The 22,108-nt window shown below is 68.1% G+C and carries 23 protein-coding genes; 12 read left to right on the forward strand and 11 right to left on the reverse strand.

The window, feature by feature from the left end; genetic code table 11:
• Positions 1–121 precede the first annotated feature (121 nt).
• Positions 122–1,207 carry a LacI family DNA-binding transcriptional regulator gene (locus LGN17_RS33385; RefSeq protein WP_226201112.1) on the forward strand — a complete coding sequence of 362 codons (1,086 nt, stop codon included), beginning with the start codon at positions 122–124 and terminating at the stop codon, positions 1,205–1,207.
• Between the two features lie 37 nt (positions 1,208–1,244).
• Here the strand turns inward: LGN17_RS33385 and LGN17_RS33390 are convergent, their stop codons facing one another.
• The 4 genes from LGN17_RS33390 to LGN17_RS33405 all read right to left on the reverse strand — a co-directional run bounded on the left by LGN17_RS33390 (position 1,245) and on the right by LGN17_RS33405 (position 4,959).
• The gene (locus LGN17_RS33390; RefSeq protein ID WP_226201113.1) at positions 1,245–2,315 is read right to left on the reverse strand and encodes a lysozyme inhibitor LprI family protein; all 1,071 of its coding nucleotides are present in this window, start codon (positions 2,313–2,315) and stop codon (positions 1,245–1,247) included.
• Between the two features lie 131 nt (positions 2,316–2,446).
• On the reverse strand, positions 2,447–2,776 hold the full coding sequence (locus tag LGN17_RS33395; protein ID WP_319000881.1) for a GTP-binding protein: 330 nt from the start codon (positions 2,774–2,776) through the stop codon (positions 2,447–2,449).
• A 49-nt stretch (positions 2,777–2,825) separates the two neighbouring features.
• Positions 2,826–3,947 carry a Fic family protein gene (locus LGN17_RS33400; protein ID WP_226201114.1) on the reverse strand — a complete coding sequence of 374 codons (1,122 nt, stop codon included), beginning with the start codon at positions 3,945–3,947 and terminating at the stop codon, positions 2,826–2,828.
• A gap of 94 nt (positions 3,948–4,041) precedes the next feature.
• Positions 4,042–4,959: a LysR family transcriptional regulator gene (locus tag LGN17_RS33405; protein ID WP_226201115.1), complete on the reverse strand. Its 918-nt coding sequence runs from the start codon at positions 4,957–4,959 to the stop codon at positions 4,042–4,044.
• Between the two features lie 128 nt (positions 4,960–5,087).
• On the opposite strand from LGN17_RS33405, the gene LGN17_RS33410 reads away from it, so the two are divergent.
• A complete protein-coding gene (locus LGN17_RS33410) occupies positions 5,088–5,813 on the forward strand; it encodes a pirin family protein (RefSeq protein ID WP_226201116.1) in 726 nt (241 codons plus the stop codon).
• A gap of 61 nt (positions 5,814–5,874) precedes the next feature.
• Positions 5,875–6,477, forward strand: a complete 603-nt coding sequence (wrbA, locus tag LGN17_RS33415) for an NAD(P)H:quinone oxidoreductase (RefSeq protein WP_175957423.1) — start codon at positions 5,875–5,877, stop codon at positions 6,475–6,477.
• An 82-nt stretch (positions 6,478–6,559) separates the two neighbouring features.
• On the opposite strand, the gene LGN17_RS33420 is transcribed toward wrbA, so the two are convergent.
• The 3 genes from LGN17_RS33420 to LGN17_RS33430 all read right to left on the reverse strand — a co-directional run bounded on the left by LGN17_RS33420 (position 6,560) and on the right by LGN17_RS33430 (position 8,203).
• Positions 6,560–6,865, reverse strand: coding sequence for a hypothetical protein (locus tag LGN17_RS33420; RefSeq protein WP_175957421.1), 306 nt, complete (start codon positions 6,863–6,865; stop codon positions 6,560–6,562).
• Positions 6,866–7,100: 235 nt separating this feature from the next.
• Positions 7,101–7,835, reverse strand: a complete 735-nt coding sequence (locus tag LGN17_RS33425) for an LrgB family protein (RefSeq protein WP_226201117.1) — start codon at positions 7,833–7,835, stop codon at positions 7,101–7,103.
• Positions 7,832–8,203: a CidA/LrgA family protein gene (locus LGN17_RS33430; RefSeq protein ID WP_047853084.1), complete on the reverse strand. Its 372-nt coding sequence runs from the start codon at positions 8,201–8,203 to the stop codon at positions 7,832–7,834. Before LGN17_RS33430 ends, LGN17_RS33425 begins: the two co-directional genes overlap by 4 nt.
• 160 nt (positions 8,204–8,363) lie before the next feature.
• On the opposite strand from LGN17_RS33430, the gene LGN17_RS33435 reads away from it, so the two are divergent.
• The 6 genes from LGN17_RS33435 (at position 8,364) to LGN17_RS33460 (ending at position 13,341) form a co-directional block, all read left to right on the forward strand.
• Positions 8,364–8,663 carry a hypothetical protein gene (locus tag LGN17_RS33435; protein ID WP_226201118.1) on the forward strand — a complete coding sequence of 100 codons (300 nt, stop codon included), beginning with the start codon at positions 8,364–8,366 and terminating at the stop codon, positions 8,661–8,663.
• Positions 8,664–8,809: 146 nt separating this feature from the next.
• Positions 8,810–10,663 (forward strand): ABC transporter ATP-binding protein, encoded by a 1,854-nt coding sequence (locus tag LGN17_RS33440; RefSeq protein ID WP_226201119.1) that lies wholly within the window; start codon positions 8,810–8,812, stop codon positions 10,661–10,663.
• Positions 10,590–10,967 (forward strand): DUF4262 domain-containing protein, encoded by a 378-nt coding sequence (locus LGN17_RS33445; RefSeq protein ID WP_226201120.1) that lies wholly within the window; start codon positions 10,590–10,592, stop codon positions 10,965–10,967. The genes LGN17_RS33440 and LGN17_RS33445 overlap by 74 nt, the downstream gene beginning before the upstream one ends.
• Positions 10,968–11,119: 152 nt before the next feature.
• A complete protein-coding gene (locus LGN17_RS33450; protein WP_226201121.1) occupies positions 11,120–12,292 on the forward strand; it encodes a porin in 1,173 nt (390 codons plus the stop codon).
• Between the two features lie 112 nt (positions 12,293–12,404).
• A complete protein-coding gene (locus LGN17_RS33455; RefSeq protein WP_226201122.1) occupies positions 12,405–13,049 on the forward strand; it encodes a glutathione S-transferase family protein in 645 nt (214 codons plus the stop codon).
• A gap of 127 nt (positions 13,050–13,176) precedes the next feature.
• Positions 13,177–13,341 carry a hypothetical protein gene (locus tag LGN17_RS33460; RefSeq protein WP_226201123.1) on the forward strand — a complete coding sequence of 55 codons (165 nt, stop codon included), beginning with the start codon at positions 13,177–13,179 and terminating at the stop codon, positions 13,339–13,341.
• Here LGN17_RS33460 and LGN17_RS33465 read toward each other — a convergent pair.
• The 3 genes from LGN17_RS33465 to LGN17_RS33475 form a co-directional block, all read right to left on the reverse strand.
• Positions 13,293–13,775, reverse strand: a complete 483-nt coding sequence (locus LGN17_RS33465; protein ID WP_226201124.1) for a sodium:proline symporter — start codon at positions 13,773–13,775, stop codon at positions 13,293–13,295. The two genes, LGN17_RS33460 and LGN17_RS33465, sit on opposite strands and share 49 nt — an antisense overlap.
• 112 nt (positions 13,776–13,887) lie before the next feature.
• On the reverse strand, positions 13,888–14,556 hold the full coding sequence (locus LGN17_RS33470; RefSeq protein ID WP_226201125.1) for a nitroreductase: 669 nt from the start codon (positions 14,554–14,556) through the stop codon (positions 13,888–13,890).
• 183 nt (positions 14,557–14,739) lie between these two features.
• Positions 14,740–15,726 carry a LysR substrate-binding domain-containing protein gene (locus LGN17_RS33475; RefSeq protein WP_226201126.1) on the reverse strand — a complete coding sequence of 329 codons (987 nt, stop codon included), beginning with the start codon at positions 15,724–15,726 and terminating at the stop codon, positions 14,740–14,742.
• A 57-nt stretch (positions 15,727–15,783) separates the two neighbouring features.
• On the opposite strand from LGN17_RS33475, the gene LGN17_RS33480 reads away from it, so the two are divergent.
• From LGN17_RS33480 to LGN17_RS33490, 3 genes are all read left to right on the forward strand, one after another.
• Positions 15,784–16,683 carry a DMT family transporter gene (locus tag LGN17_RS33480; RefSeq protein ID WP_226201127.1) on the forward strand — a complete coding sequence of 300 codons (900 nt, stop codon included), beginning with the start codon at positions 15,784–15,786 and terminating at the stop codon, positions 16,681–16,683.
• 640 nt (positions 16,684–17,323) lie between these two features.
• Positions 17,324–18,478 (forward strand): branched-chain amino acid ABC transporter substrate-binding protein, encoded by a 1,155-nt coding sequence (locus LGN17_RS33485; RefSeq protein ID WP_226201128.1) that lies wholly within the window; start codon positions 17,324–17,326, stop codon positions 18,476–18,478.
• Between the two features lie 93 nt (positions 18,479–18,571).
• Positions 18,572–18,874 carry an XRE family transcriptional regulator gene (locus LGN17_RS33490; RefSeq protein ID WP_175969050.1) on the forward strand — a complete coding sequence of 101 codons (303 nt, stop codon included), beginning with the start codon at positions 18,572–18,574 and terminating at the stop codon, positions 18,872–18,874.
• Positions 18,875–18,967: 93 nt separating this feature from the next.
• Here the strand turns inward: LGN17_RS33490 and LGN17_RS33495 are convergent, their stop codons facing one another.
• A complete protein-coding gene (locus tag LGN17_RS33495; RefSeq protein ID WP_226201129.1) occupies positions 18,968–22,027 on the reverse strand; it encodes an FAD-binding and (Fe-S)-binding domain-containing protein in 3,060 nt (1,019 codons plus the stop codon).
• Positions 22,028–22,108 lie beyond the last annotated feature (81 nt).

Here is a 22,108-nt window from a genome sequence, read left to right on the forward strand (position 1 = left end):
ATAGCGCTTACATTCTCACAGGGTCGAGCGAGAATGCAAGCGGCGCCACCGTGAATCGAGGGTAAACAATGACGCATTTGACAACACGTGGCGCCGCCACCGCCACGCCGGGAGCCGGCCGATGAGCGCGCCACCGTCCCGCGGCGGCGCGACCCGCGCGCGCCGCGGCAGCGGCCGCTCGGTGCTCGGCGACGTCGCGAAACTGGCCGGCGTGTCGACCGCCACCGTCTCGCGCGTGTACAACGATCCCGGCAAGGTGTCGGCCGATGTGCAGCAGCGCGTGCTCGACGCGGCGCGCACGCTGAACTGGATTCCGAATGCGGCGGGGCGTGCGCTCGCGTCCACCCGCACCCACATCACCGGCGCGATCATTCCGACGCTCGACGACCAGGTGTTCGCATCGCAGGTCGCGGGCATGCAGACGGTCATGGCCGAGCACGGCATCACGCTGTTCCTCGGCTGCTCGAACTACGATCCCGCGCAGGCGCTGGCCCAGGTGCGCGCGATGCTGTCGCGCGGCGTGGAAGCCGTGTCGCTGGTCGGCGAGGCGTATCCGCCGGAACTGTTCGAACTGCTTGCGATGCACCGCGTGCCGTACGTCGTCACTTATGCGTATCGCGACGACAGCCCGCACTGCTGTATCGGCTTCGACAACCGCGCGGCGTTCGCGCGGCTCACCACCCACCTGCTCGACCTCGGCCACCGCGATTTCGCGATCATCATGCAGCCGTCGGCGGACAACGACCGCGTGCAGGCCCGCCTGCGCGGCATTCACGACACGCTGGCCGCGCGCGGGCTCGCGGTACGCCCGGTCCATCAGCACGAAGGCGCGGCCACGATCGCGTTCGGGCGGGCGAGCCTGCGCGCGATCGCCGGCAGCGACGCGGCAACGCGGCCGACGGCCGTGATCTGCGGCAACGATGCGCTCGCGCTGGGCGCGTTGCTCGAGGCTCAGGCGCTCGGCATCGACGTGCCCGCGCAATTGTCGATCACCGGGTTCGACGATATCGCGCTCGCGCGCGAGATCCAGCCGCCGCTGACGACGATGTGGGTCGACACCGACGCGATCGGGCGCCAGGCCGCTCAAGCCTTGCTCGACGCGCTCGAGAACGGCGCAACGGGGCCCGGCCACGCGGTGCAGCCGGAGTTGCGCGCGCGGGAATCGGCTGCGGCGCCGGCGCACGTGCGCGCAGCGCGAAGGAAATGAAGATGCGCCGGGCGGCTTCGGCCGCCCGGCCCGCCCGTCACTGCATCACGTCGACCGGCAGCGTCTTGTCGAGATTGTCATGCCACGCCAGGATGGTCTTCGGCACGCGCTTCTTCCACGCCGGCACGTTCGTGTAATAGCGCATCCGGACGTTGTTCTGCGCGTCGAACACGAGCACCCCGATCCACAGATCGTTACCGCGGCGCATCACGATCGCCGCGTTCGTCGTCGCGATGCCGCGCACCCAGTACGACGCCACGTGCGCGTTCAGCCCGTCGAGATCCTTCTCGTCGGTGCCGCAATTGACGATGTCGACGAGCGTCTGGTAATCGGCGCCGAGCAGTGTGTGCGCGGCCGCGTTCTGTGTTGCGTCGTCAACGACCTTGAGGCTCAGCAGGTCGGCCGCCGGCTTCGCCTGGAACTGCGCCGCGGTCACATACTCGCCGCCGTAGAACACGCCCAGGCCGGCGCCGCAATCGACATCCGCGCCGTGTTGCGTGACGCCGATGCGCGCGCCCTTCCGTTCGAAATCGAGCCGGCACCTGTCCTTGCGGTAGGTGCCGCTGTCACCGTGCAGCACGATGTCGCCGTCGAGCTCGCCCGTATTCGCACCGTTGTTGCCGCCCAGCTCGAAATGCAGGCGCGGCGGCGTGCCGGTGAACGTCAGCACGCCGCCGAACGACGGGTTGTCGCTCGTCATGTACCACGTCTGCTGCCAGCGGTCGGCGGCCAGCGGCTTGCCGTTCAGGCTCGCGAGGCGTTCGCGGTAGCGATCGCCCAGGCACGATGCGTCGGCGTCGCACCGGTCGCGCTGCTTGAGCCACTTCAACTGCGCGGCCTTCAGCGCGGCCGTATCGCCGCCTTTTGCGAGCGCCTGCTTCCACGCCGCCGTGAGGTCGCCGTCGAGCTTCGACAGCGCGGCATCCGCGCAAATGGCCTTCTCGGTTGGCGAAGCGGCCTTCGCGCAGTCGAAGCCGGCCGCATGCGCGGCGAGCGGCAACAGTGCCAGCCACGCGGCGGACGCGATGGATCGCAGATGCGTGTGGGATGCATCACGTGCGGGAGGCGCGGCTTGCCCGCGCGCATTCGATCGGTTCAGGATGGTCATCGGCTTGGATCGTTGCTGGATCGCGCGCCTGCAGAAGCTACCTGCACGCGGCATTCGAGATAAAAACGCCCGGCCCGGCACGTGGCGCATGCCGTTGCTCGCCGAAGCCTAACCCGAATGCGCGGCGCCGATCAATCGACGTTCGATGCCGGCGCAACCGTCGAGGCTGGCACGCTGCGTCGCATGATGCCGTCATGCAATGCGGCTTCCACGGCGGCATCGATGAACCCGATGAACACCATCACGTCGCATCCTTCGTGCGCGGCCAGCCCTTCGTCTTCCATCGACGAGAACTGATTGCGCCGCGCGGCGACCTGACAAACGCGCGCAGCGACCGTGCCGTGCGCATCGGCCACGCGCACGACGCCCTTCGCACGCAGGACCATGCGCGGCAACGCCTTCAGCCACGCCTTGTCGAGCACGTCCGGCGTGGCAACGGTGACACGCGCGAACGCCGGCATCGCGTCGTGTCCGATCGCCCGCGGTACGAACGCGCAACCTCGGCCGGCATCAGCCGTCGATCGCCATCAGCTCGTAACTCGTACTCCGGCCGCCGGACGACGAGCGACGCAGCACGCCGTGCTCGACGAGTTCGGTGATGTCCCGCAGCGCGGTGTCTTGCGAGCACTTCGCAAGCGCTGCCCACTTGGTGGTCGTCAGCTTCCCCTCGAAGCCGTCGAGCAGGCGATTCATGACCTTGACCTGGCGTTCGTTTATCGCGAAGCCCGCGCAGCGCTGCCAGAAGCGCGCCTTGACCAGCACCGCGTCGAGTGTCGCGTGCGCGTGATCGATGGCCCTGCCGAGCGCGGTCAGGAACCAGGCGAGCCATTCCGTGACGTCGAGCGAACCGCGCTGCGTCCGCTCCAGCACGTCGTAGTACGCGTTGCGCTCGCGCTGGATTTGCGCCGACAGGCTGTAGAAGCGCTGCGGGCTGCGGTCGGCGCGCGCGAGGACCAGATCCCCGAGCGCGCGCGCAATCCGGCCGTTGCCGTCGTCGAACGGATGGAGCGTGACGAACCACAGGTGCGCCAGGCCGGCGCGGATCAGCAAGGGCTCGGCCGGCGCGGCATTGAGCCATGCGAGAAAACGCGCGACTTCGCCGGCGACGCGCGCGGCGGGCGGCGCCTCGAAATGCACGCGCTGCCGGCCGATCGGACCGGACACGACCTGCATCGGCCCGGTGGCATCCGTGCGCCAGCCGCCGACCGTGATCCGCGACATCCCCGAGTAGCCGGTCGGGAACAGTGCTGCATGCCATCCGAACAGACGGGCGTCCGTAACCGGCGCCGCCGCATGGGCCGTCGCGTCCAGCACCATGTCGACCACGCCCTCGACGTGACGATCGACCGGCGCCAGTGCGCCGATATCGACCCCGAGCCGGCGAGCAATCGACGACCGGACCGATGCCACGTTCAGGCTTTCGCCCTCGATCGCGCTGGTCTTGACGACGTCCTCCGTCAGCGCGGCCAGGCTGGCCTCGTCGCGCAACGCCAGGCCGACATCCGTCAGCCGCCCGGCCAGCATGCCTTGCGCACGGCTGACGTCGGCAAGCGGCGTCGCCAGTGCGGGGAGGTCGAAGCGCCATGCAGGCCAGTCGGCCGACTCCCAGATGTAGGTGTAATCTCCGCTCATGATGCGGAGATTATCCCACCGATTCCCCGCATGACCCAATATTCTCCGCAAATTATGCGGAGAATAGCACCCTCATTCCCCGCAACCCCGTCCGTTACCGCGCCCGCCCGGCCCCGCCCTTCGCCGCCGACGCAGCCTCGCCGAGCCGTTCCGCGAGAAACCCGATGAACGTGCGCAGCGTGACGAACCCTTCCCGATGCTGCGGAAACACCGCATTGAGCGTGATCGGCGACGGTGCATACGCGTCGAGCACCGGCACGAGCGCGCCGCTGTCGAGCGCCCCGCCGACGATGAAATCCGGCAGCATCGCGATGCCGAGCCCCGCGATCGCCGCGTCGCGCACCACTTCGCCGTTGTTCGCGACGAGCGGCCCCTGCACGTCGAACGTGCGCGCCACGCCGTCGATACGAAATTCCCAGCCGATGCGCCGCTCGCGCCCGTACAGCACGCATGTATGGCCGGCGAGATCGGCCGGCGTCTGCGGCGTGCCGTGCCGCTTCAGGTAGGCGGGGCTCGCGCACGCGACCATCCGCCACGCGCCGAGCGGGCGCGCGATCAACGTCGAATCCTCGAGCGAGCCGATCCGCAGCACGAGATCGAAGCCCTCGCCGATCAGGTCGACGCGCCGGTCGGTCAGGTCGAGATTCAGCCGCACGGCCGGATGCGCGGACAGGAATTCGGCGATCAGCGGCGACACGTGCGTGATCCCGAACGATAGCGGCGCGCTGATTTTCAGCGACCCGTGCAGTTCGGTGCTGCGCACCGACATCGCCTGCTCGGCGTCGGCGATCTCCGCGAGGATCCGCTGCGCGCGCACATAAAACTCCTGCCCCGATTCGGTCACCGCGAGGTTGCGCGTGTTCCGGTGCAACAACCGCACGCCGAGCGACGCCTCCAGCGCCATCGTGCGCCGGCTGACGAACTGCTTGGACAGCATCAGCTGGTCGGCCGCCGCCGTGAAGCTGCCCGCATCGACCGTCGCGACGAAGATCCTCAGATCGTTGAGTTCCATATTGTCCACTCCATAGCGACAGTCATTATCTATACAGCGATTTATTTGTCAAATCGATTGACCTAAGATGCATCTCAACGAACGGCCGGGCCCACTTCCGAGGTCCGGCGTCTTGAGGAACAAAAATCATGATCGAAATCCGTGCAGCAAACCAACGTGGCCGTGCGGAGCATGGCTGGCTCAGCTCCCGTCATTCGTTTTCGTTCGCGAATTACTACGATCCGAAGCAGGTCGGCTTCTCCGACCTGCTGGTGATCAACGACGACCGCGTCGCCCCGGGCCGCGGCTTCGGCACGCACCCGCACCGCGACATGGAGATCCTGTCGTACGTGCTCGACGGCGCGCTGGAACACAAGGACTCGATGGGCACCGGCTCGGTGATCGTGCCGGGCGACGTGCAGCTGATGAGCGCCGGCACCGGCGTGCGCCACAGCGAGTTCAACCACTCGCCGGAACTGCCGGTCCACTTCCTGCAGATCTGGGTCGGGCCGTCCGAAAAGGGTGCCGAGCCGCGCTATCAGCAGACGAACGTAACGGCCGACGACAAGCGCGGCAAGCTCGCGCTCGTCGTATCGCCGACCGGCGACGCCGGTTCGCTGAAGATCCGGCAGGACACGCGGATCTACGCGGGCCTGTTCGACGGTGATGAACGCGCGACGCTGGAACTGGCACCGAACCGCTTTGCTTACGTGCACGTGGCACGCGGCAGCGTGACGGTCAACGGCGTGACGCTCGGCGAAGGCGACGGCGTGCGCATCCGCGACGAACAGGCGCTGACGTTCGCCGACGGGAAGGATGCCGAAGTGCTGGTGTTCGACCTGCGTCCGGTCGAAGTCACGGCCGAGTGGGCATGAAGCCCGTTCGGGAAACCGGGCCCCGCTGAACGCGGGGCCCTTTTAATCGGAGATTCGCAACATGGCCAAGGTACTCGTTCTTTACTACTCGTCCTACGGACACGTCGAAACGATGGCGCAGCACATCGCGGAAGGCGCACGATCGGTGGCGGGCGTCGAGGTCGCGCTCAAGCGCGTGCCGGAAACGATTCCCGTCGACCAGGCCCGCGCGATCGGCGTGAAGGTCGACCAGGCTGCACCGGTCGCGACGGTGGACGAACTCGCCGACTACGATGCGATCATCTTCGGCACGCCGACCCGCTTCGGCAACATGGCCGGCCAGATGCGCACCTTCCTCGACCAGACCGGCGGCCTGTGGATGAAGGGCGCGCTCGTCGGCAAGATCGGCAGCGTGTTCGCGTCGACCGGCACGCAGCACGGCGGCCAGGAAACGACGATCACGTCGTTCCACACGACGCTGCTGCACCACGGGATGGTGATCGTGGGCGTGCCGTATGCATGCAGCGGCCTCGTCAACATGAACGAAATCACCGGCGGCACGCCGTACGGCGCGACCACGCTCGCCGGCGCGGACGGCAGCCGCCAGCCGAGCGCGAACGAGCTCGACATCGCGCGCTACCAGGGCAAGCACGTCGCGGAACTCGCGAGCAAGCTCGCGTCGTAACACGGCGGCCTCGCGGCCCCGCACCCGCACGAACGGCGCCGGTCGATCCGGCGCCGTTCGTGCCGGGTACCGGGTCCGGCCGTTACTGGCCCGACGCCGGGGCGGCCGGCGCCGCCTTCGTCGCGGGCGCCTTCGAGACGGCGTTCTGCGGATAGTTGCTCTGGTCGTTGGTCAGCCGGTAGCCGCTGCCCGTGCCGATCGCCTTCAGGTCCGACGCATGCTTCGCCCGGGCGGCCTTGCGGGCCGCCTTCTTCTGCGCCTTGTCGATCTGCTTCTGCGTCGGCGCGGACGCCGGATCCTGCGCGTATGCCGCCGGCGCGGCGGTCAACAGCAGACCGAACGACGCCGTTACTGCCACTGCCACCGAAACCACGCGAGCCTTCTTCATGGCCGGATCTCCTTGTCGATTGTCGATTGTTGGTTGTGGGTCGGACACCGGCGCACTCGACCGCGTGCGGCAACGGCGCCGATGCAACGTTAGCCGAACAGTATGCACTTGTCCCCGTGCGTTCCTGAATTCTCCCGATAACGGCCACGATACATGCGCATCGCATGCGCCGCCGTTCCGGCGCCCCGCGCGCGCCATCAGGGAAACCGATAACCCGCCGTGGCCCGGCCGGCGCTCAGACCCAGCGCGACAGCACCGGCAGCAGGATCGGCACGACGAAGGCCGTCAGCACGCCGTTCAACCCCATCCCGAGCCCGGCGAACGCGCCGGCCTCCTCGCTGACCTGGAACGCGCGCGCAGTGCCGATCCCGTGCGACGCGACGCCGAGCGCGAACCCGCGCACGGCCGGTTCGTCGACGCGCAGGACGTTGAGGATCCCGCGCGCGCACACGGCCCCGAAGATCCCGGTCGAGATCACCAGCACCGCGGTGAGCGACGGAATCCCGCCGATTTCGGCAGCGACGGCCATCGCGATCGGCGTCGTCGCCGACTTCGGCGCAAGCGACGCGATGGTCTGGTGCGACGCGCCGAACAGCGCCGCGATGCCGACCGCCGACACGATCGCGGTCAGCGAGCCCGCGAGCAGGCCGACCAGCAGCGGCACCGCGGCGCGGCGCAGCTTCGACCACTGGCGGTACAGCGGCAGCGCGAGCGCGACGGTCGCGGGGCCGAGCAGGAAGTGGACGAACTGCGCGCCTTCGAAATACGTCGGATACGGCGTCTGGGTGATCGTCAGCAGCACGACGATCAGCGCGACCGCGATCAGCACCGGGTTCGCGAGCGGGTTGAAGCGCGCCCGCGCATAGACGGCCTGCGCGAGCAGGTAGGCGATCAGCGTGATGGTCAGGCCCAGCAACGGGGTCGCGGCGAGATAGACCCAGATCGCGCCGAGTTTCGGGAAGGCCGTCACGGCGTGCCCTCCGCCGCACCGCCCGCGCGCCGCTGGCGGCGCAGCAGCGCGCGCGTGACGAGCGCGGTCACGGCGATCGCGAGTGTGGTGCTGACCGCCAGCGCGACGACGACCGCGACCGCATCGCCGCGCACGCGGTCGGCCGACACCATGATGCCGACACCGGCCGGCACGAACAGCAGCGACAGGTGGCGCAGCAGCTCGAGCGCGGTCGGCTCGATCGCGTCGGCCACCTGAGGGCGCAGCATCACGAAGCCGAACAGCAGCAGCATGCCGATCACGGGGCCCGGCACCGGCAGGCCGAACAGGTAGGACACGCCTTCCCCGAGACACTGGAAGGTCAGCAAGACCGCGAACGCCTGCAGCATGAGCCGCTTCTCCCGAACGGGGCCGCGCTGCCGGGCGGCCGCGCGACCGATGGCCGGCGGCTTGCAGCGCCGGCGTGAACGATACGCGCGATCGTACCAACTTCATGCGCGATCGAACATCGCCGCGTGCGGGCGCGGGAAGACGCTACCGGCTGACCGGGTGATTCCGTGCGTCGCGAGTGCGGTGCGGCCCGCGTTCCCGATGATCGTCGGCGGCGCCGTCAGCTGGCGCCGGCAACGCACTGACCTCGCGCGACAGTCGCCCCAGGCAACCGGCCTGCAACGGGATCGAATCGATGCGACACTGGCCGCCGAGCGACGCGACAACGACGCGATCGTCGGCCACGCGGACGTTCCGGCCGATCCGCGCCGCCGCCCCGACATCGAGCCGCGCCGCTTCGGCTTCATCGCGCGCAAGTGGAAGAAGCGGCTGTCCACGACGCTCGGGCGACATGCGTAGGCACCGGGCGCGCTCGGCCCGACCGACGCATGGATCCGGGCGCAGTGGACATGTGTGAAACACGGCGTCGCCGTCGAAGGCGTCGCGCATGAAACGGGCAATACGGGCCGCGCCGGCCGGCGTGGACGCATCAAGGAGAGGTTTCAATGTTTTCGTGGTTTGAACGACGCCTGCCGACTTTCCCGCTCGACGATCCCGCCACGCCGCCGCGGGGCTTCTTCTCGTTCGTCTGGGCGTGCACGAAGGGCGCGCGCGGCTGGATCCTGCTGATCGCGCTGACGTCGGCCGCGCTGGCCGCATACGAAGCCGCGCTGTTCGCGATGATGGGCCGCGTGGTCGACTGGCTCGCGTCCGCGACGCCTGCCGATTTCGGCGGCCGGCACTTCGGCACGCTCGCCGGGTTCGCGGCGATCCTCGCCGGCAGTGCGCTGCTGATCGCGCTGCATACGATGGTCAAGCACCAGGTGCTCGCGATCAACTTCCCGATGCGGCTGCGCTGGCTGTTTCACCGGCTGATGCTCGACCAGAGCCTGTCGTTCTACGCGAACGAGTTCGCGGGCCGCGTGACCACCAAGATCATGCAGACCGCGCTCGCGGTGCGCGATGCGCTGTTCATGTCGGTCGACGTCGTGATCGGCGTCGCCGCGTACCTGATCGGCATCCTCGCGCTCGCGGCGAGCTTCGACTGGCGGCTGATGATCCCGCTCGTGCTGTGGGCGCTCGGCTACGGCCTGGCGTGCGCGTATTTCGTGCCGCGCCTCGGCGCCGTCGGCAGCCGCCAGGCCGATGCGCGCGCGCTGATGACGGGCCGCATCACCGACGCGTATTCGAACATCACGACCGTGAAGCTGTTCTCGCACACGCGGCGCGAAGCCGACCACGCGCGCCGCGCGATGGAAGCGTTCAAGGCGACCGGCGACGCGCAGATGCGGCTCGTCAGCGCGTTCGAGGTCGTCAATCACCTGCTGTCGACGCTGCTGCTGGTGGGCTCGACCGGCCTCGCGCTATCCCTGTGGATGCACGGCGAGGCAAGCGCGGGCGTCGTCGCGGCGGTGATCGCGACGGCGCTGCGCCTGTCGAGCTATTCGCACTGGATCATGTGGGAGATGACCGAGCTGTTCGAGAACGTCGGCACGATCCAGGACGGCATCAACACGCTGACGAAGGTGCACAGCGTGGTCGACGCGCCCGATGCGAAGCCGCTCGCGGTGCGGCGCGGCGAAATCGTGTTCGACAACGTGCAGTTCGCGCACGAGGACAACGACCGCGCCGTATTCGACGGGTTGAACCTGACGATCCGGCCCGGCGAGCGGATCGGCCTGATCGGCCGCTCGGGCGCCGGCAAGTCGACGCTCGTGAACCTGCTGCTGCGCTTCTACGACGTGGGCGGCGGCATGATCCGGATCGACGGGCAGGACATCGCGCACGTGACGCAGGACAGCCTGCGCGGCGCGATCGGGATGGTCACGCAGGATACGTCGCTGCTGCACCGGACGATGCGCGAAAACCTGCTGTACGGGCGCCCCGACGCGACCGAGCGCGAGATGCGCGACGCGGCCGTGCGCGCGGAAGCGTCCGAGTTCATCGACCGGCTGCGCGACCGCCACGGCCGCAGCGGCTACGACGTCGAGGTCGGCGAGCGCGGCGTGAAGCTGTCGGGCGGCCAGCGGCAGCGCGTCGCGATCGCGCGCGTGATGCTCAAGGACGCGCCGATCCTCGTGCTCGACGAGGCGACCAGCGCGCTCGATTCCGAAGTCGAAGTCGCGATCCAGCGCAGCCTCGACGGCCTGATGAGCGGCAAGACGGTGATCGCGATCGCGCACCGGCTGTCGACGATCGCGGCGATGGACCGGCTGATCGTGCTCGACGAAGGGCGCATCGTCGAGGAAGGCACGCATCAGCAGTTGCTGCAGGCGGGCGGCATCTATGCGGCGCTGTGGGCGCACCAGAGCGGCGGGTTCCTCGGCGAAACGGCGGACGCGGAAGGCGCGGAGCAGTAAGCGGTACCGCCGTGGCATCGAGAAAACCCACTATGAAGCCCATCTCGGCTGGAATCGCTGGTTCTACGGCAACGACGACTTCCCGTGCGTCCAGCTGCTGTGGCCGGACCGCAACGGGATCTTTCCGTGGCAGCCGGAAGCCGACGACGCGTTGAATGCGGCGCAGCCGCGGCTGTACGTATCGGGCGACGGTCGACAACGATCCCCGCGCCGGATCGCGCGACACGCGAAGCTCGGCGTCGACTCGCGCCGGCAGCGGATGACGCTCGTGCCGGGAAGCGTGTCGCGTCGGCACGACGCATAGCGCCCTTGATCACCGGCTGCCATCTAGTTGCGCGCGCACCCATCCCCGCACCGCCTCATAACGATCCGACTATTTATTGGTTCCCTCGACGATGCGCTGTCCGTATCGTTCACCGACTCGTCAGACCAATCGACCAACGGGGGAATCCAACAATGAAACAGATCCGTTCATTCGCGCTGCTCGCACTGCCGGCCGCGCTCCATGCCGCCGGCGCGCACGCGCAAAGCAGCGTCACGCTGTACGGTATCGCCGACGCGGGCATCGCCTACGTACACAACGCGCAAAACGCGAACGGCAGCAACGCGTCGAGTCTCGTCAAGTTCAGCAGCGGCAACCTGTCGGGTAGCCGCTGGGGGCTGCGCGGCACCGAGGATCTCGGCGGCGGCCTGGCCGCGCTGTTCCAGCTCGAGAACGGCTTCAACATCGGCACGGGTGCGCTCGGCCAGGGCTCGCGCGAGTTCGGCCGCAAGGCCGTCGTCGGCCTCGCGAGCAGCACGTACGGCACCGTGACGCTCGGCCGCCAGTACGATCCGGTCGTCGATCTCGTGCAGGGCCTCACGCAGGACAACTACTTCGGCGGCGTGTTCGCGACGCCGGGCGACCTCGACAACTACGACAACAGCCTGCGCGTCAGCAACTCGGTGAAGTACACGAGCCCGCTGATCTCGGGCTTCCAGTTCGAAGGCCTGTACGGTTTCGGCGGCGTCGCGGGCGCCACCGGCAGCGGCCGCACGTACAGCTTCGGCGCAAGCTACGCGAACGGCCCGCTGTCGCTCGGCGCCGGCTTCTTCTACGCGAACGGCGGCTCCACCGTCGCGAACGGCGTGCGCACGTGGTCGAGCAGCTCGGACACGCTGTTCAACACCGTGATCAACCAGGGCTTCTCGAGCGCGAAGTCGATCCAGATCGTGCGCGTGGCCGGTCAGTACGTCGCCGGGCCCGCCACCTTCGGCCTTGCGTATTCGAATACGCAGTACGGCGCGGACACGCTGTCGGCGTTCAGCCAGAACGCGAAGTTCAACAACGGCTCGGCGTTCTTCAACTGGCAGTTCTCGCCAGCGCTGCGCGCGGGCGTCGGCTACAACTACACGTCGCTGACGGGGCCGAGTTCCGCGCACTACAACCAGGTCAACCTCGGCGCGGACTACGCGCTGTCGAAACGCACCGACCTGTATGCGCTGTTCGGCTACCAGAAGGCGAGCGGCAACACGCTCAACGCGAACGGCGCGGTCGTGAAGGCCGCCGCGTCGGTCGGCTCGTACGGCGTGAACTCCGGCACCGATACGCAGGAGCTCGCGATCGTCGGGATTCGCCACAAGTTCTGATCGCGCCGCCGCACGGCGGCAACGACGACGGCCGGCAGGCGCGTACCGCGGTGCGCGCCTGCCGGCGTTTACACTGTCGCGATCCCGTTCCGCACGACACAAGGAGGCCGGCATGCTGACCGTATGGGGGCGCCGCAATGCATTCAACGTCCAGAAGGTGATGTGGCTCGTCGACGAGCTCGCGCTCCCGCATCGGCACGTGCCGGCCGGCGGCCGGTTCGGCGTGCTCGACACGCCCGCCTTTCTCGCGATGAACCCGCACGGGCGCGTGCCCGTGATCGACGACGGTGGCACGGTCGTGTGGGAATCGCACAGCATCCTGCGCTACCTCGCCGCACGTTACGGACGCCCCGGCTTCTGGCGCGACGACCCGGCCGAACAATCGCGCGCCGACCGCTGGATGGACTGGTCGCAATCCACGCTGCAGCCGACGTTCCTGAACGGCGTGTTCCGGGGCTACTTCCGGACGCCGCCCGAGCAGCGCGACACGGCGCGCGTCGAGCAAAGCATCGCGGCGTGCGCGCAGCACTTCCAGGCGCTCGATGCGGCGCTGGCCGGGCAAGCGTTTCTCGCGGGCGACACGCTTACGCTCGCCGACATTGCGGCCGGCACGCACCTGTATCGCTACTTCGAACTCGACATCGCACGGCCGGACCTGCCGCACGTACAAGCCTGGTACGAACGGCTGAAAGCGCGGCCCGCCTATCGCACGCACGTGATGATTCCGTTCGACGACTTGCGCGGGCGGCTCGATTAGCAGATGCGCTGGCCGTGGATTTGCGCGGAAACACCGCCTGACGTCGGCGCATTCCACCGAATCCGCTCACGCCGCCGAACGGATGCATGCCGTCGAATCCGTGGCCGGCGGTGCCAGGAAACGCGCCATGGCGAAAGCCGCCGCCGATCGGTACGCCGAAGCGGCAATGCTCCATCCCGTTGAAGCGGGCGACGCGATCGAAGTGGTGGAAATGGTGCAAATGGTCGACACGGGCAACCGCGACTATCGTTGCCGCGGCTGGCGTCGGGCCTGGCGCCTGGCGAGGCGGTAAACGACTGCTCCGGTGATCCCGAATACCAGATGGGCCACGAGCGTGATCGCGCCACGAACCGGGATGAACCACGGGAAGATCGCGGTGAAGGCGTACAGGTTGACGCCGTACAGGATGAGGCCGAACGCGCCGCCCGCGAATAGCGCGGCCGCAAGCGACAGGTTGCGAATCACCTTCGCCAGCACGGCCGCGTAGGCCAGCGACAACACGATATGCACGAGGGTCGCGGCCGCCATGACCCGTGGATCGAAGCCGGCCGATGCACCGAGCACGCCGCGCCCCATCACGATCGCCGCCGTGAGGCGTGTGTCGCGCAACAGGTTCGCGATGGCGTCGTCGCCGACGATCGGCCAGAGCAGCAGTTCGACGACCGTCGAGCCGAACGCCGCACCGAACGCTGCCCAGAGAACCGGGACGAAACCGGCTCGTTTCAATTGGCGCTCCCGTCGCAACCGGCCGATGCCTCGAAGCGGCCTGCGCGCCGCCGGCTACGGCGCCGGTCGCGCAGCGTGTGCCCGCGATACCGAACCGGGCCACCACGCAAAATTACGACGCCCCTTCGCAATCCGTCCAGTACGCGAAGGGATCGCGATGATTCGGATAGTTCTCGTCCAGCCATTTCACCAACGTCGCCCGCGCGTTGTCCATGTCGGCTTTCAGCGACGAGGTGGTCAATTCGTGCACTTCGATGGCTTTTTCGCGATCGATCACGAAGCAGTTCCAGTCGGGGCCGTCGAGATCCGGATCGTCGGACGCCTTCGACGACTTGCCCCAGCCCAGCCCCTTGCGTGCGTCGATGTAATAGCGCGGATGCACTTTCAGATACGACATCTCGCCGCCCTGCAGGCTGCTCTCCGCGCGCAGCACGTCGTGCCCGTCGACGATCTGCGTGACTTCCGGAAGCCGGCGTGCTCGCCATCCGGCGGGCAGCGTCGCGATGGCCTTGACGCTGTCGTACATCCCCCACTCCAGCCCCCAGGCCTCGGCCATGCGCTTCATGAATGCGTTCGCATTCGGATAGCCGCGCAACTGGATCCGGGTCGACAGCGTGACTTCGATCCCGCCGCGGCCGCCGGTGCCGGCGGATGCGTCGTCTGCGCTCGCTTCGAACGGATTGCCCGGACGCGACGCGCGCGTCGCATCCGCGGGCGCCATGCCCGAAAACAGCTGGTCGAGCGCGGCACGCGCTTTCGACGACTTGTCTGGCTTGTTCATTGTTGACCTCGCTTGCATCCGCACGGATGCATGTATTTTCGAATTTCGTTCATCGCTCCACCTCATCGTTATTCGCGGTCGCATTGTCGTCGATCCGGCGGCCCGAGCCTAGTGCCCCATATCGCACAACGCTTTCTTCGCCCCCGCCGGCGCACCGTGGCAGGTCTCGCGGCGGCAGGCCGGCTAACCTTCTGCCCCCACCGCCGATCGCATCCGCTCCATCAACGCCAGCACCTCAGGCCGATTTTCCCCCTTCGCGTGCACGAAGTAATACCTGAGCACCGAATCGACCTCGTGCCGGCTCACGCGCACGAGGCCGCTGCGCTTGAGATAGGCGTCGGCGAGCGGTACACGCGCCAGCGCCACGCCGAGTCCGGCCTCGGCCGCGGCCAGCACGAGGTTGTAGTCCTCGAAACGGCGATCCTGCGCGCGCGGCTTGAACGGCACGCCCAATGCATCGAACCAAGTGCGCCAGCCGGTCACATCGGAATCGTGCAGCAACGGCAGGTCGAGCAACGCGGCATCGCCGCGCCGGCGGCGCGCCTTGGCCAGTTGTGCGGCGAGCCGCGGATGCGCGACCGGATAGAGCCGCTCCGGCATGAACGCGCGGGTCTCGAGCTGACGCCAGTTGCCGCGCCCGTACCGGACCGACAGGTCCGCCTCGCCGCCGGCGATATCCACGTTGCGAAGATCGATGCCGAGTTCGATCCGCAATGCGGGCGCCTCGCTCTCGAGCGCATGCTGGCGCTCGAACAGCCAGAGCTGCGCGAAGGCCGGCACCACGCTCATCCTGACCAGTCGCGGCGTACGCGGCGAGCGCCACTGATCGGCCGCACTGTCGATGATCGCGAATGCCTGTTCGATCCGGCCGACGAAGCGCTGGCCGTCCGGCGTCAGGCGCACGCCGCGCGCATGACGTTCGAACAACTTCAGCCCGAGCCAGTTTTCGACAGCGGCCACCCGCCGGCTGATCGCGCCGTGCGTCACGCCGGAAACATCGGCCGCAGCCAGGAACGAACCCTCGCGCGCGACCGTGCACACCGTCTCCAGGCTCGCGAGCGGCGGCCGCGAACCCGGCGCCGGCGCAGCGGCGGGCGACGCTGCCGGCGCGCGCTTCGCGCGGGTTGAAGCGCTGGCCGTCCGCCGGTTCGAGCTGTGAATCATGTTCATATCTGCGTGCTGATCTGTGCGCTAGCTTAGCATCTTGCCACATCGCATCATTGGCGCATGAACACACTCTCCACACCGTCGTCGCGCCCTGCGCGACAGCCGCTGATCGCGGCCGGCGCGGTCGCCTTCACGATCGTTTCGTGGGCGTCCGCTTTCCCGTTCATCCGGATCGGCCTGCATGGCCTGACTCCGCTGCAGCTCGCGGCGGCGCGCTTCGCCACCGCGGCCGTGCTGATCGTCGCGTGGCTGATCGCGCGGCGGCCACGCGTGCCGACACGGAGCGACGCACTGCGCTTCCTGCTGTGCGGCTTGCTCGGCATCGCGCTCTACAACGCGCTGCTCAATACCGGCGAACAGACCGTCTCGGCCGGCGCGGCGAGCTTCATCGTGAACACGCTGCCGATCTTCACGGCGCTGCTGGCCGCCGTGTTTCTCGGCGAGCGCTTCAATCGCTGGGGCTGGCTCGGCTCGCTGGTCAGCCTCGCCGGCATCGCGGTGATCGCGCGCGGGCAACCGGGCGGCCTCGTGCTCGGCGCGGGCAGCACGCTGATTCTCGGCGCGGCCCTGTGCTCGGCCAGCTATTTCGTGCTGCAGCGGCGGCTGATTCCGGTATACGGCGCGCTGGCCTGCACCGCGTACACGCTGCTGGCCGGCGCGCTGCTGCTCGCACCGTGGCTGCCGGGCGCACTCGCGGCGCTGGGCAGCGGGGCGCGCGACACGACGCTGGCCGTGCTGACGCTCGGCATCTTCCCCGCCGCGCTGGGTTACGCGACGTGGACGTTCGCACTCGGCTACTTCGGCGCGGCGCGCGCCGCCAACTTCCTCTATCTGACGCCTGCGGTCGCGACGCTCATGTCGATGGCACTGACAGGCGAGCGGCCCGGCATCGAGACGGTGTGCGGCGGCCTGCTGGCGATTGCCGGCGTGATCTTCGTGGCGTTGCGCGGACGTTCGTAGCCTCGACGCCGCATCGAGCCGGCCCGATCGCCCCGGTGATCCGCAAGCGGGCCGGCCAGGACGAACCCCGGCATCTGCGAAGCCGAATGCGTTGCGTGGGCGGTCGATCGGCGCCAGTTCGCCGATGCCTCCGGACTTGACCGTTAGTTGCATCAAAGCGCACGTCGATGCCGAGGAAGCATGGCCCCGCAACCGGATACGCAATCGAAATCGCCCAAACTGTGCAGACAAATCGACCGAACAGTTCCGGATTGACCGCACATCAGTGTCCATGGCTTCCCCCCGGCCACCGGCCGAATAATGGATGCGGTCGTAAGGCCGTCGACAGTGAATCGCAGGCCGTAGCCTGCCGCGATGCACGATTTCCGGCATCCGGCGCCTTCGAATGCCGGGCGCCGGCCGTGCTGCACACGCCCCCGCAACGCGATTCGCTGCAGCGCGCAAAATCGGCTTCATATATATTCATACGAATTGCACCGTATCCGGCCCCGATTCACCCGCTCACCTGGGCGGCACGTCGAGCGGCCGGACGCGATGCAAGTGAAGCCCATGATGGCTATGGAGACTCGTCCGATCGCCCCGACCTCGCCGTCGGCTGGTCGAGACGTCAATAGAAAGACATTCAAATCGGAGAAGGCAGATGGAACGAAGCACTGTCGGCATGCGCTGCAAACCCCTGGTCACCGTCGCACTGGCTGCCGCCGCGTTCGCGGCCGCGTCGACCGCGATGGCCGACCAGGTCGTCAAGATCGGCAGCGTCGAACCGACGACGGGCGGCATTTCGCACCTCGGCAAGGACAACGAGAACGGTGCGCGCCTCGCAGTCGAGGAAATCAATGCGAAGGGGCTCACGATCGGCGGCAAGAAGATCACGCTGCAACTCGATGCGCAGGATGATGCGGCCGACCCGCGCCAGGCCACGCAGGTCGCGCAGAAGCTGGTCGACGACAAGGTCGTCGCCGTCATCGGCCACCTGAACTCGGGCACGTCGATCCCGGCGTCGAAGATCTACAGCGACGCGGGCATCGTGCAGATCTCGCCGTCGGCCACGAACCCGACCTACACGCAGCAAGGCTTCAAGACGACCTACCGCGTCGTCGCGACCGACGCGCAGCAAGGCCCGGCGCTCGCGAGCTACGCTCAGTCGAAGGGCGTGAAGAGCGTGGCGGTGATCGACGATTCGACCGCGTACGGCCAGGGCCTCGCGAACGAGTTCGAGAAGAAGGCGAAAGCGCTCGGCCTGAAGGTCCTGTCGCACGACGCGACCAACGACAAGGCGGTCGACTTCCGCGCGATTCTGACGAAGGTCAAGGGCGAGAACCCGGACGCGATCATGTACGGCGGCATGGACGCCACCGGCGGCCCGCTCGCGAAGCAGGCGAAGCAGCTCGGCCTGCGCGCGAAGATCCTGTCCGGCGACGGCGTGTGCACCGACTCGCTCGCCGAACTGGCCGGCCCGGCGGCCGACAACGTGCTGTGCTCGCAGGCCGGCGCTGCGCTCGAGAAGATGCCGGGCGGCGCGGCCTTCCTCGCGAAGTACCAGAAGCGCTTCAACCAGGGCATCAAGTTCGACGCGCCGTTCGCGTATGACGCGGTCTACATCGCGGTCGACGCGATGAAGCGCGCGAACTCGACCGATCCGGCGAAGATCCTCGCGGCGATGCCGGCGACGAAGTACGAAGGCGTGATCGGCACGACGACGTTCGATGCGAAGGGCGATCTGACGCACGGGATCATCTCGATCTACGGCTACAAGAGCGGCAAGAAGACCTTCCTCGACCAGGTGAAGATGTAACCCGCCGCCGCGCCGGCACGACGGGAACGCCACCCGTCGTCGTCGGCGCCGGCGCCGCGCGGGCCGATTTCTGATTCACGGAGACAAAGCATCATGTGTGCAATGGCGTACGCGGAATTCCAACAGGAGTTGAAGAAAGCACAGCTGACGGCGCGCGAGTTCGCCCGCCTGATCCGGATGAACGAAAGCTCGATCACGAACTACTCGAGCAAGGGCACGGTCCCGTCCCACCTCGCGGTCATCGCGACACTGATCGGCACGATGGCGGCGCACGAGATCGATTTCCGGCGCGTGATCCGGCAGATGCGGATCGATCCGAAACGGCCGCGCGGCGGCGGCACGTTTCCCGCGGCAGACAAGCCGCATTCCAGCAAGACGGCCAAAGCCGACGCCTGAGCACCGGCGTGCGTCGACAGCGGCACGGTGCCTACCGCTCGACGCTGAAACGAACGTCATCTCGCGGGCAACGCGAAACGCCACGCCCGATCGTCACCCCGCCGCCCGCACGTGATCGAGCAACGCCTGCAACGGATGGCGCACCTGCTTCGACGACATCCGCTTCACCTGGCTGCGGCATGAATACCCGGTCGCCAGCGCCTCGCCTTCGTCCTCCGGCCCGTCCACGTGCGCCGCCCACGACTGCGAATAGATCGTCTTCGACGTCGCGAGATTGCGCGCCTCGTGCCCGTAGGTGCCCGACATCCCGCAGCACCCGGCCGCCTGGACCTGCAAACGCAGCCCGCGTCGCGCGAACACCTGCGCCCATTGCTTGCCGCTGTCGGGCGCATTGGTCTTCTCGGTGCAGTGCGGCAGCAACCGGTACGCCGTGGGCACGCTGCCGGCACTCGCTCCCGTACCGTCTTCCGGCAGTGCCTGCAGCAGCCATTCCTGCGGCAGCGCGACCTTCGGCACATCGGTGAGCCCGGTCACCTTCAGGTATTCCTGCCGATACGTGAGCGTCATCGCCGGATCGAGGCCGACCAGCGCGACGCCCGAGCGCGCCAGCGCGGCCAGCTGCGTCGCATTGCGGATCGCCGCGCGCTCAAAGGCGCGCAGAAAGCCCTGCACGTGCAGCGCCTTGCCGTTCGGCGCGAGCGGCGCGAGCCACACCTGAAAGCCCATGCGCGCCGTCAGCTCGATCAGCGTCGCCAGTTGCTCGGTATCGAAATAGCGCGTGAACGTGTCCTGCACGATGACGACGCTGCGTGCGCGCTGCGCGTCGCCCAGCGCGGCGAGCGCCTGCGGGTCGGCCGGTTTCGCGCGCCATCGACGGATCACGGCCGCGAGATCGAAGCGGCTCAGCAGCGGGCTGTCGACCATGCCGACGTGCCGCTCCAGCACCGTGCGCACCCATCCCGCCCGCATCAGCCCGTTGTACAGCGCGGGCACCCGCGCCATCCACGGCATCGTGAATTCGAGCGAACCGATCAGGTAGTCGCGCAGCGGCCGCAGGTAGCGCTGGTGATACAGCTCGAGAAAGCGCGAGCGAAACTCCGGCACGTTCACCTTCACCGGGCACTGCCCCGCGCACGACTTGCACGCGAGGCACCCGGCCATTGCGTCGTACACCTCGTGCGAGAAATCGGCTTCGCCGTTGCGCGCCGCGCGGCTGTTGCGCCAGCGCGCGGCAAGGCCGCTCAGGAACGGCTGCCGCGCACGCGCCGCCGCGACGACGTCGACGCCGGCCTGCCCTTGCAGGCGCAACCATTCGCGCATCAGCGACGCACGCCCCTTCGGCGATTGCACGCGCTCGCGCGTCGCCTTCCACGACGGGCACATCGCATCGTCCGGGTCGAAGTTGTAGCACGCGCCGTTGCCGTTGCAGTGCATCGCGGTGCCGTAGCGCTGCCACACGCGCTCGTCGATCTGCCGGTCGTGGTCGCCGCGCGTCGGCACTTCGTCGATCTTCAGCAGCCGCATCGTGGGGTCCGGCGGTGTCGCGATCTTGCCCGGGTTGAACTGGTTGTGCGGATCGAACGCGGCCTTCAGTTGCTGCAGCGACGGATACAGCTCGCCGAAAAACGCCGGCGCATATTCGGAGCGCACGCCCTTGCCGTGCTCGCCCCACAACAGGCCGCCGTGGCGCTGTGTGAGCGCCGCCACCGCATCCGACACGGGCCGCACCAGCGCCGCCTGCTTCGGGTCCTTCATGTCGAGCGCCGGCCGCACGTGCAGCACGCCCGCGTCGACGTGCCCGAACATCCCGTATTGCAGCCCGTGGCCGTCGAGCAGTGCGCGGAATTCGGCGATATACGCGGGAAGGTTCTCCGGCGGCACCGCGGTGTCCTCGACGAACGGCTGCGGGCGCGCCTCCCCCTGCACGTTGCCGAGCAGGCCGACCGCGCGCTTGCGCATCGCATACACGCGCTTCACCGCGTCGTCGCCGGCCGCGAGCGTGTGGCCCAGGCGCTCGACGCTCGTATCGGTGCGCAGATGGTCGACGAACGCGCGCACGCGCGCATCGACGTCATCCGCGTCGTCGCCGCTGAATTCGATCAGGTTGATGCCGAGCGTCGGCCGGGCGTCGTCCTGCGGGAAATACTCGGCCACGCTGCTCCACACGAAGTCCTTCATCGCCAGCAGCAGCACCTTCGAGTCGACCGTCTCGATCGACAGCGGCTGGTGCGCGAGCAGCGCGCGCGCGTCGCGCAGCGCATCCATGAAGCCCGCGTAGCGCACGTTGACCAGCACCGAATACTTCGGGATCGGCAGCACGTTGAGCTTCGCCTCGACGACGAAGCCGAGCGAGCCTTCGGCGCCGCACAGCACGCTGTTCAGGTTGAAGCGGCCATCGGGTTCGCGCAGGTGCGCGAGGTCATAGCCGGTCAGGCAGCGATTGAGCTTCGGAAACTTCGCTTCGATCAGCGCCGCCTTGTCGTCGCTGATGCGCCGCGCGGTGCGGTAGACCTTGCCGATGCGGTCCTGCCGCGCGCAGCGACGCTCCAGCTCGTCGTGCGCGAGCGCGTCGCTGTGCAACTGTTCGCCGCCCATCAGCACGAAATCGAGCTCGAGCACGTGGTCACGCGTCTTGCCGTACGTGCAGCTGCCCTGCCCGCTCGCGTCGGTGTTGATCATCCCGCCGACGGTCGCGCGGTTCGACGTCGACAGTTCCGGCGCGAAAAACAGCCCGTGCGGCTTCAGCGCCGCATTGAGCTGATCCTTGACGACGCCGGCCTGCACGCGCACCCAGCGCTGCTCGACGTCGATTTCGAGGATCCGGTTCATGTTGCGCGACAGGTCGACGACCACGCCGTCGGTCAGCGATTGCCCGTTGGTGCCCGTACCGCCGCCGCGCGCGGCCACCGCGACGTCGCGATGCGCGGGCTCGGCGAGCAGCCGCGCCAGCAGCCGGACGTCGTCCGTATGCGCGGGGCAGACCACCGCTTGCGGCAGGCGCTGGTAGATCGAGTTGTCGGTGGCCTGCACCGTCCGGTTCGCGTGATCCGCGCGGATTTCCCCGGCGAATCCGGCGGCCTGCAGCGCGGCGAGAAAGTCACGGTATGCCTGCGCGGGCGGGCGGGCGGGACGGGGCAACGAGACGATCGACATGGGGTAGAAGCGGCAGTGTGTGGGTGGAACCGGCCGGCTCGCGCGGCCGAAACATGATTTTTTAGCAAGTTTCCACGCGAC

Source organism: Burkholderia sp. AU30280 (assembly GCF_020420125.1).
Taxonomy (GTDB): Bacteria; Pseudomonadota; Gammaproteobacteria; order Burkholderiales; family Burkholderiaceae; genus Burkholderia.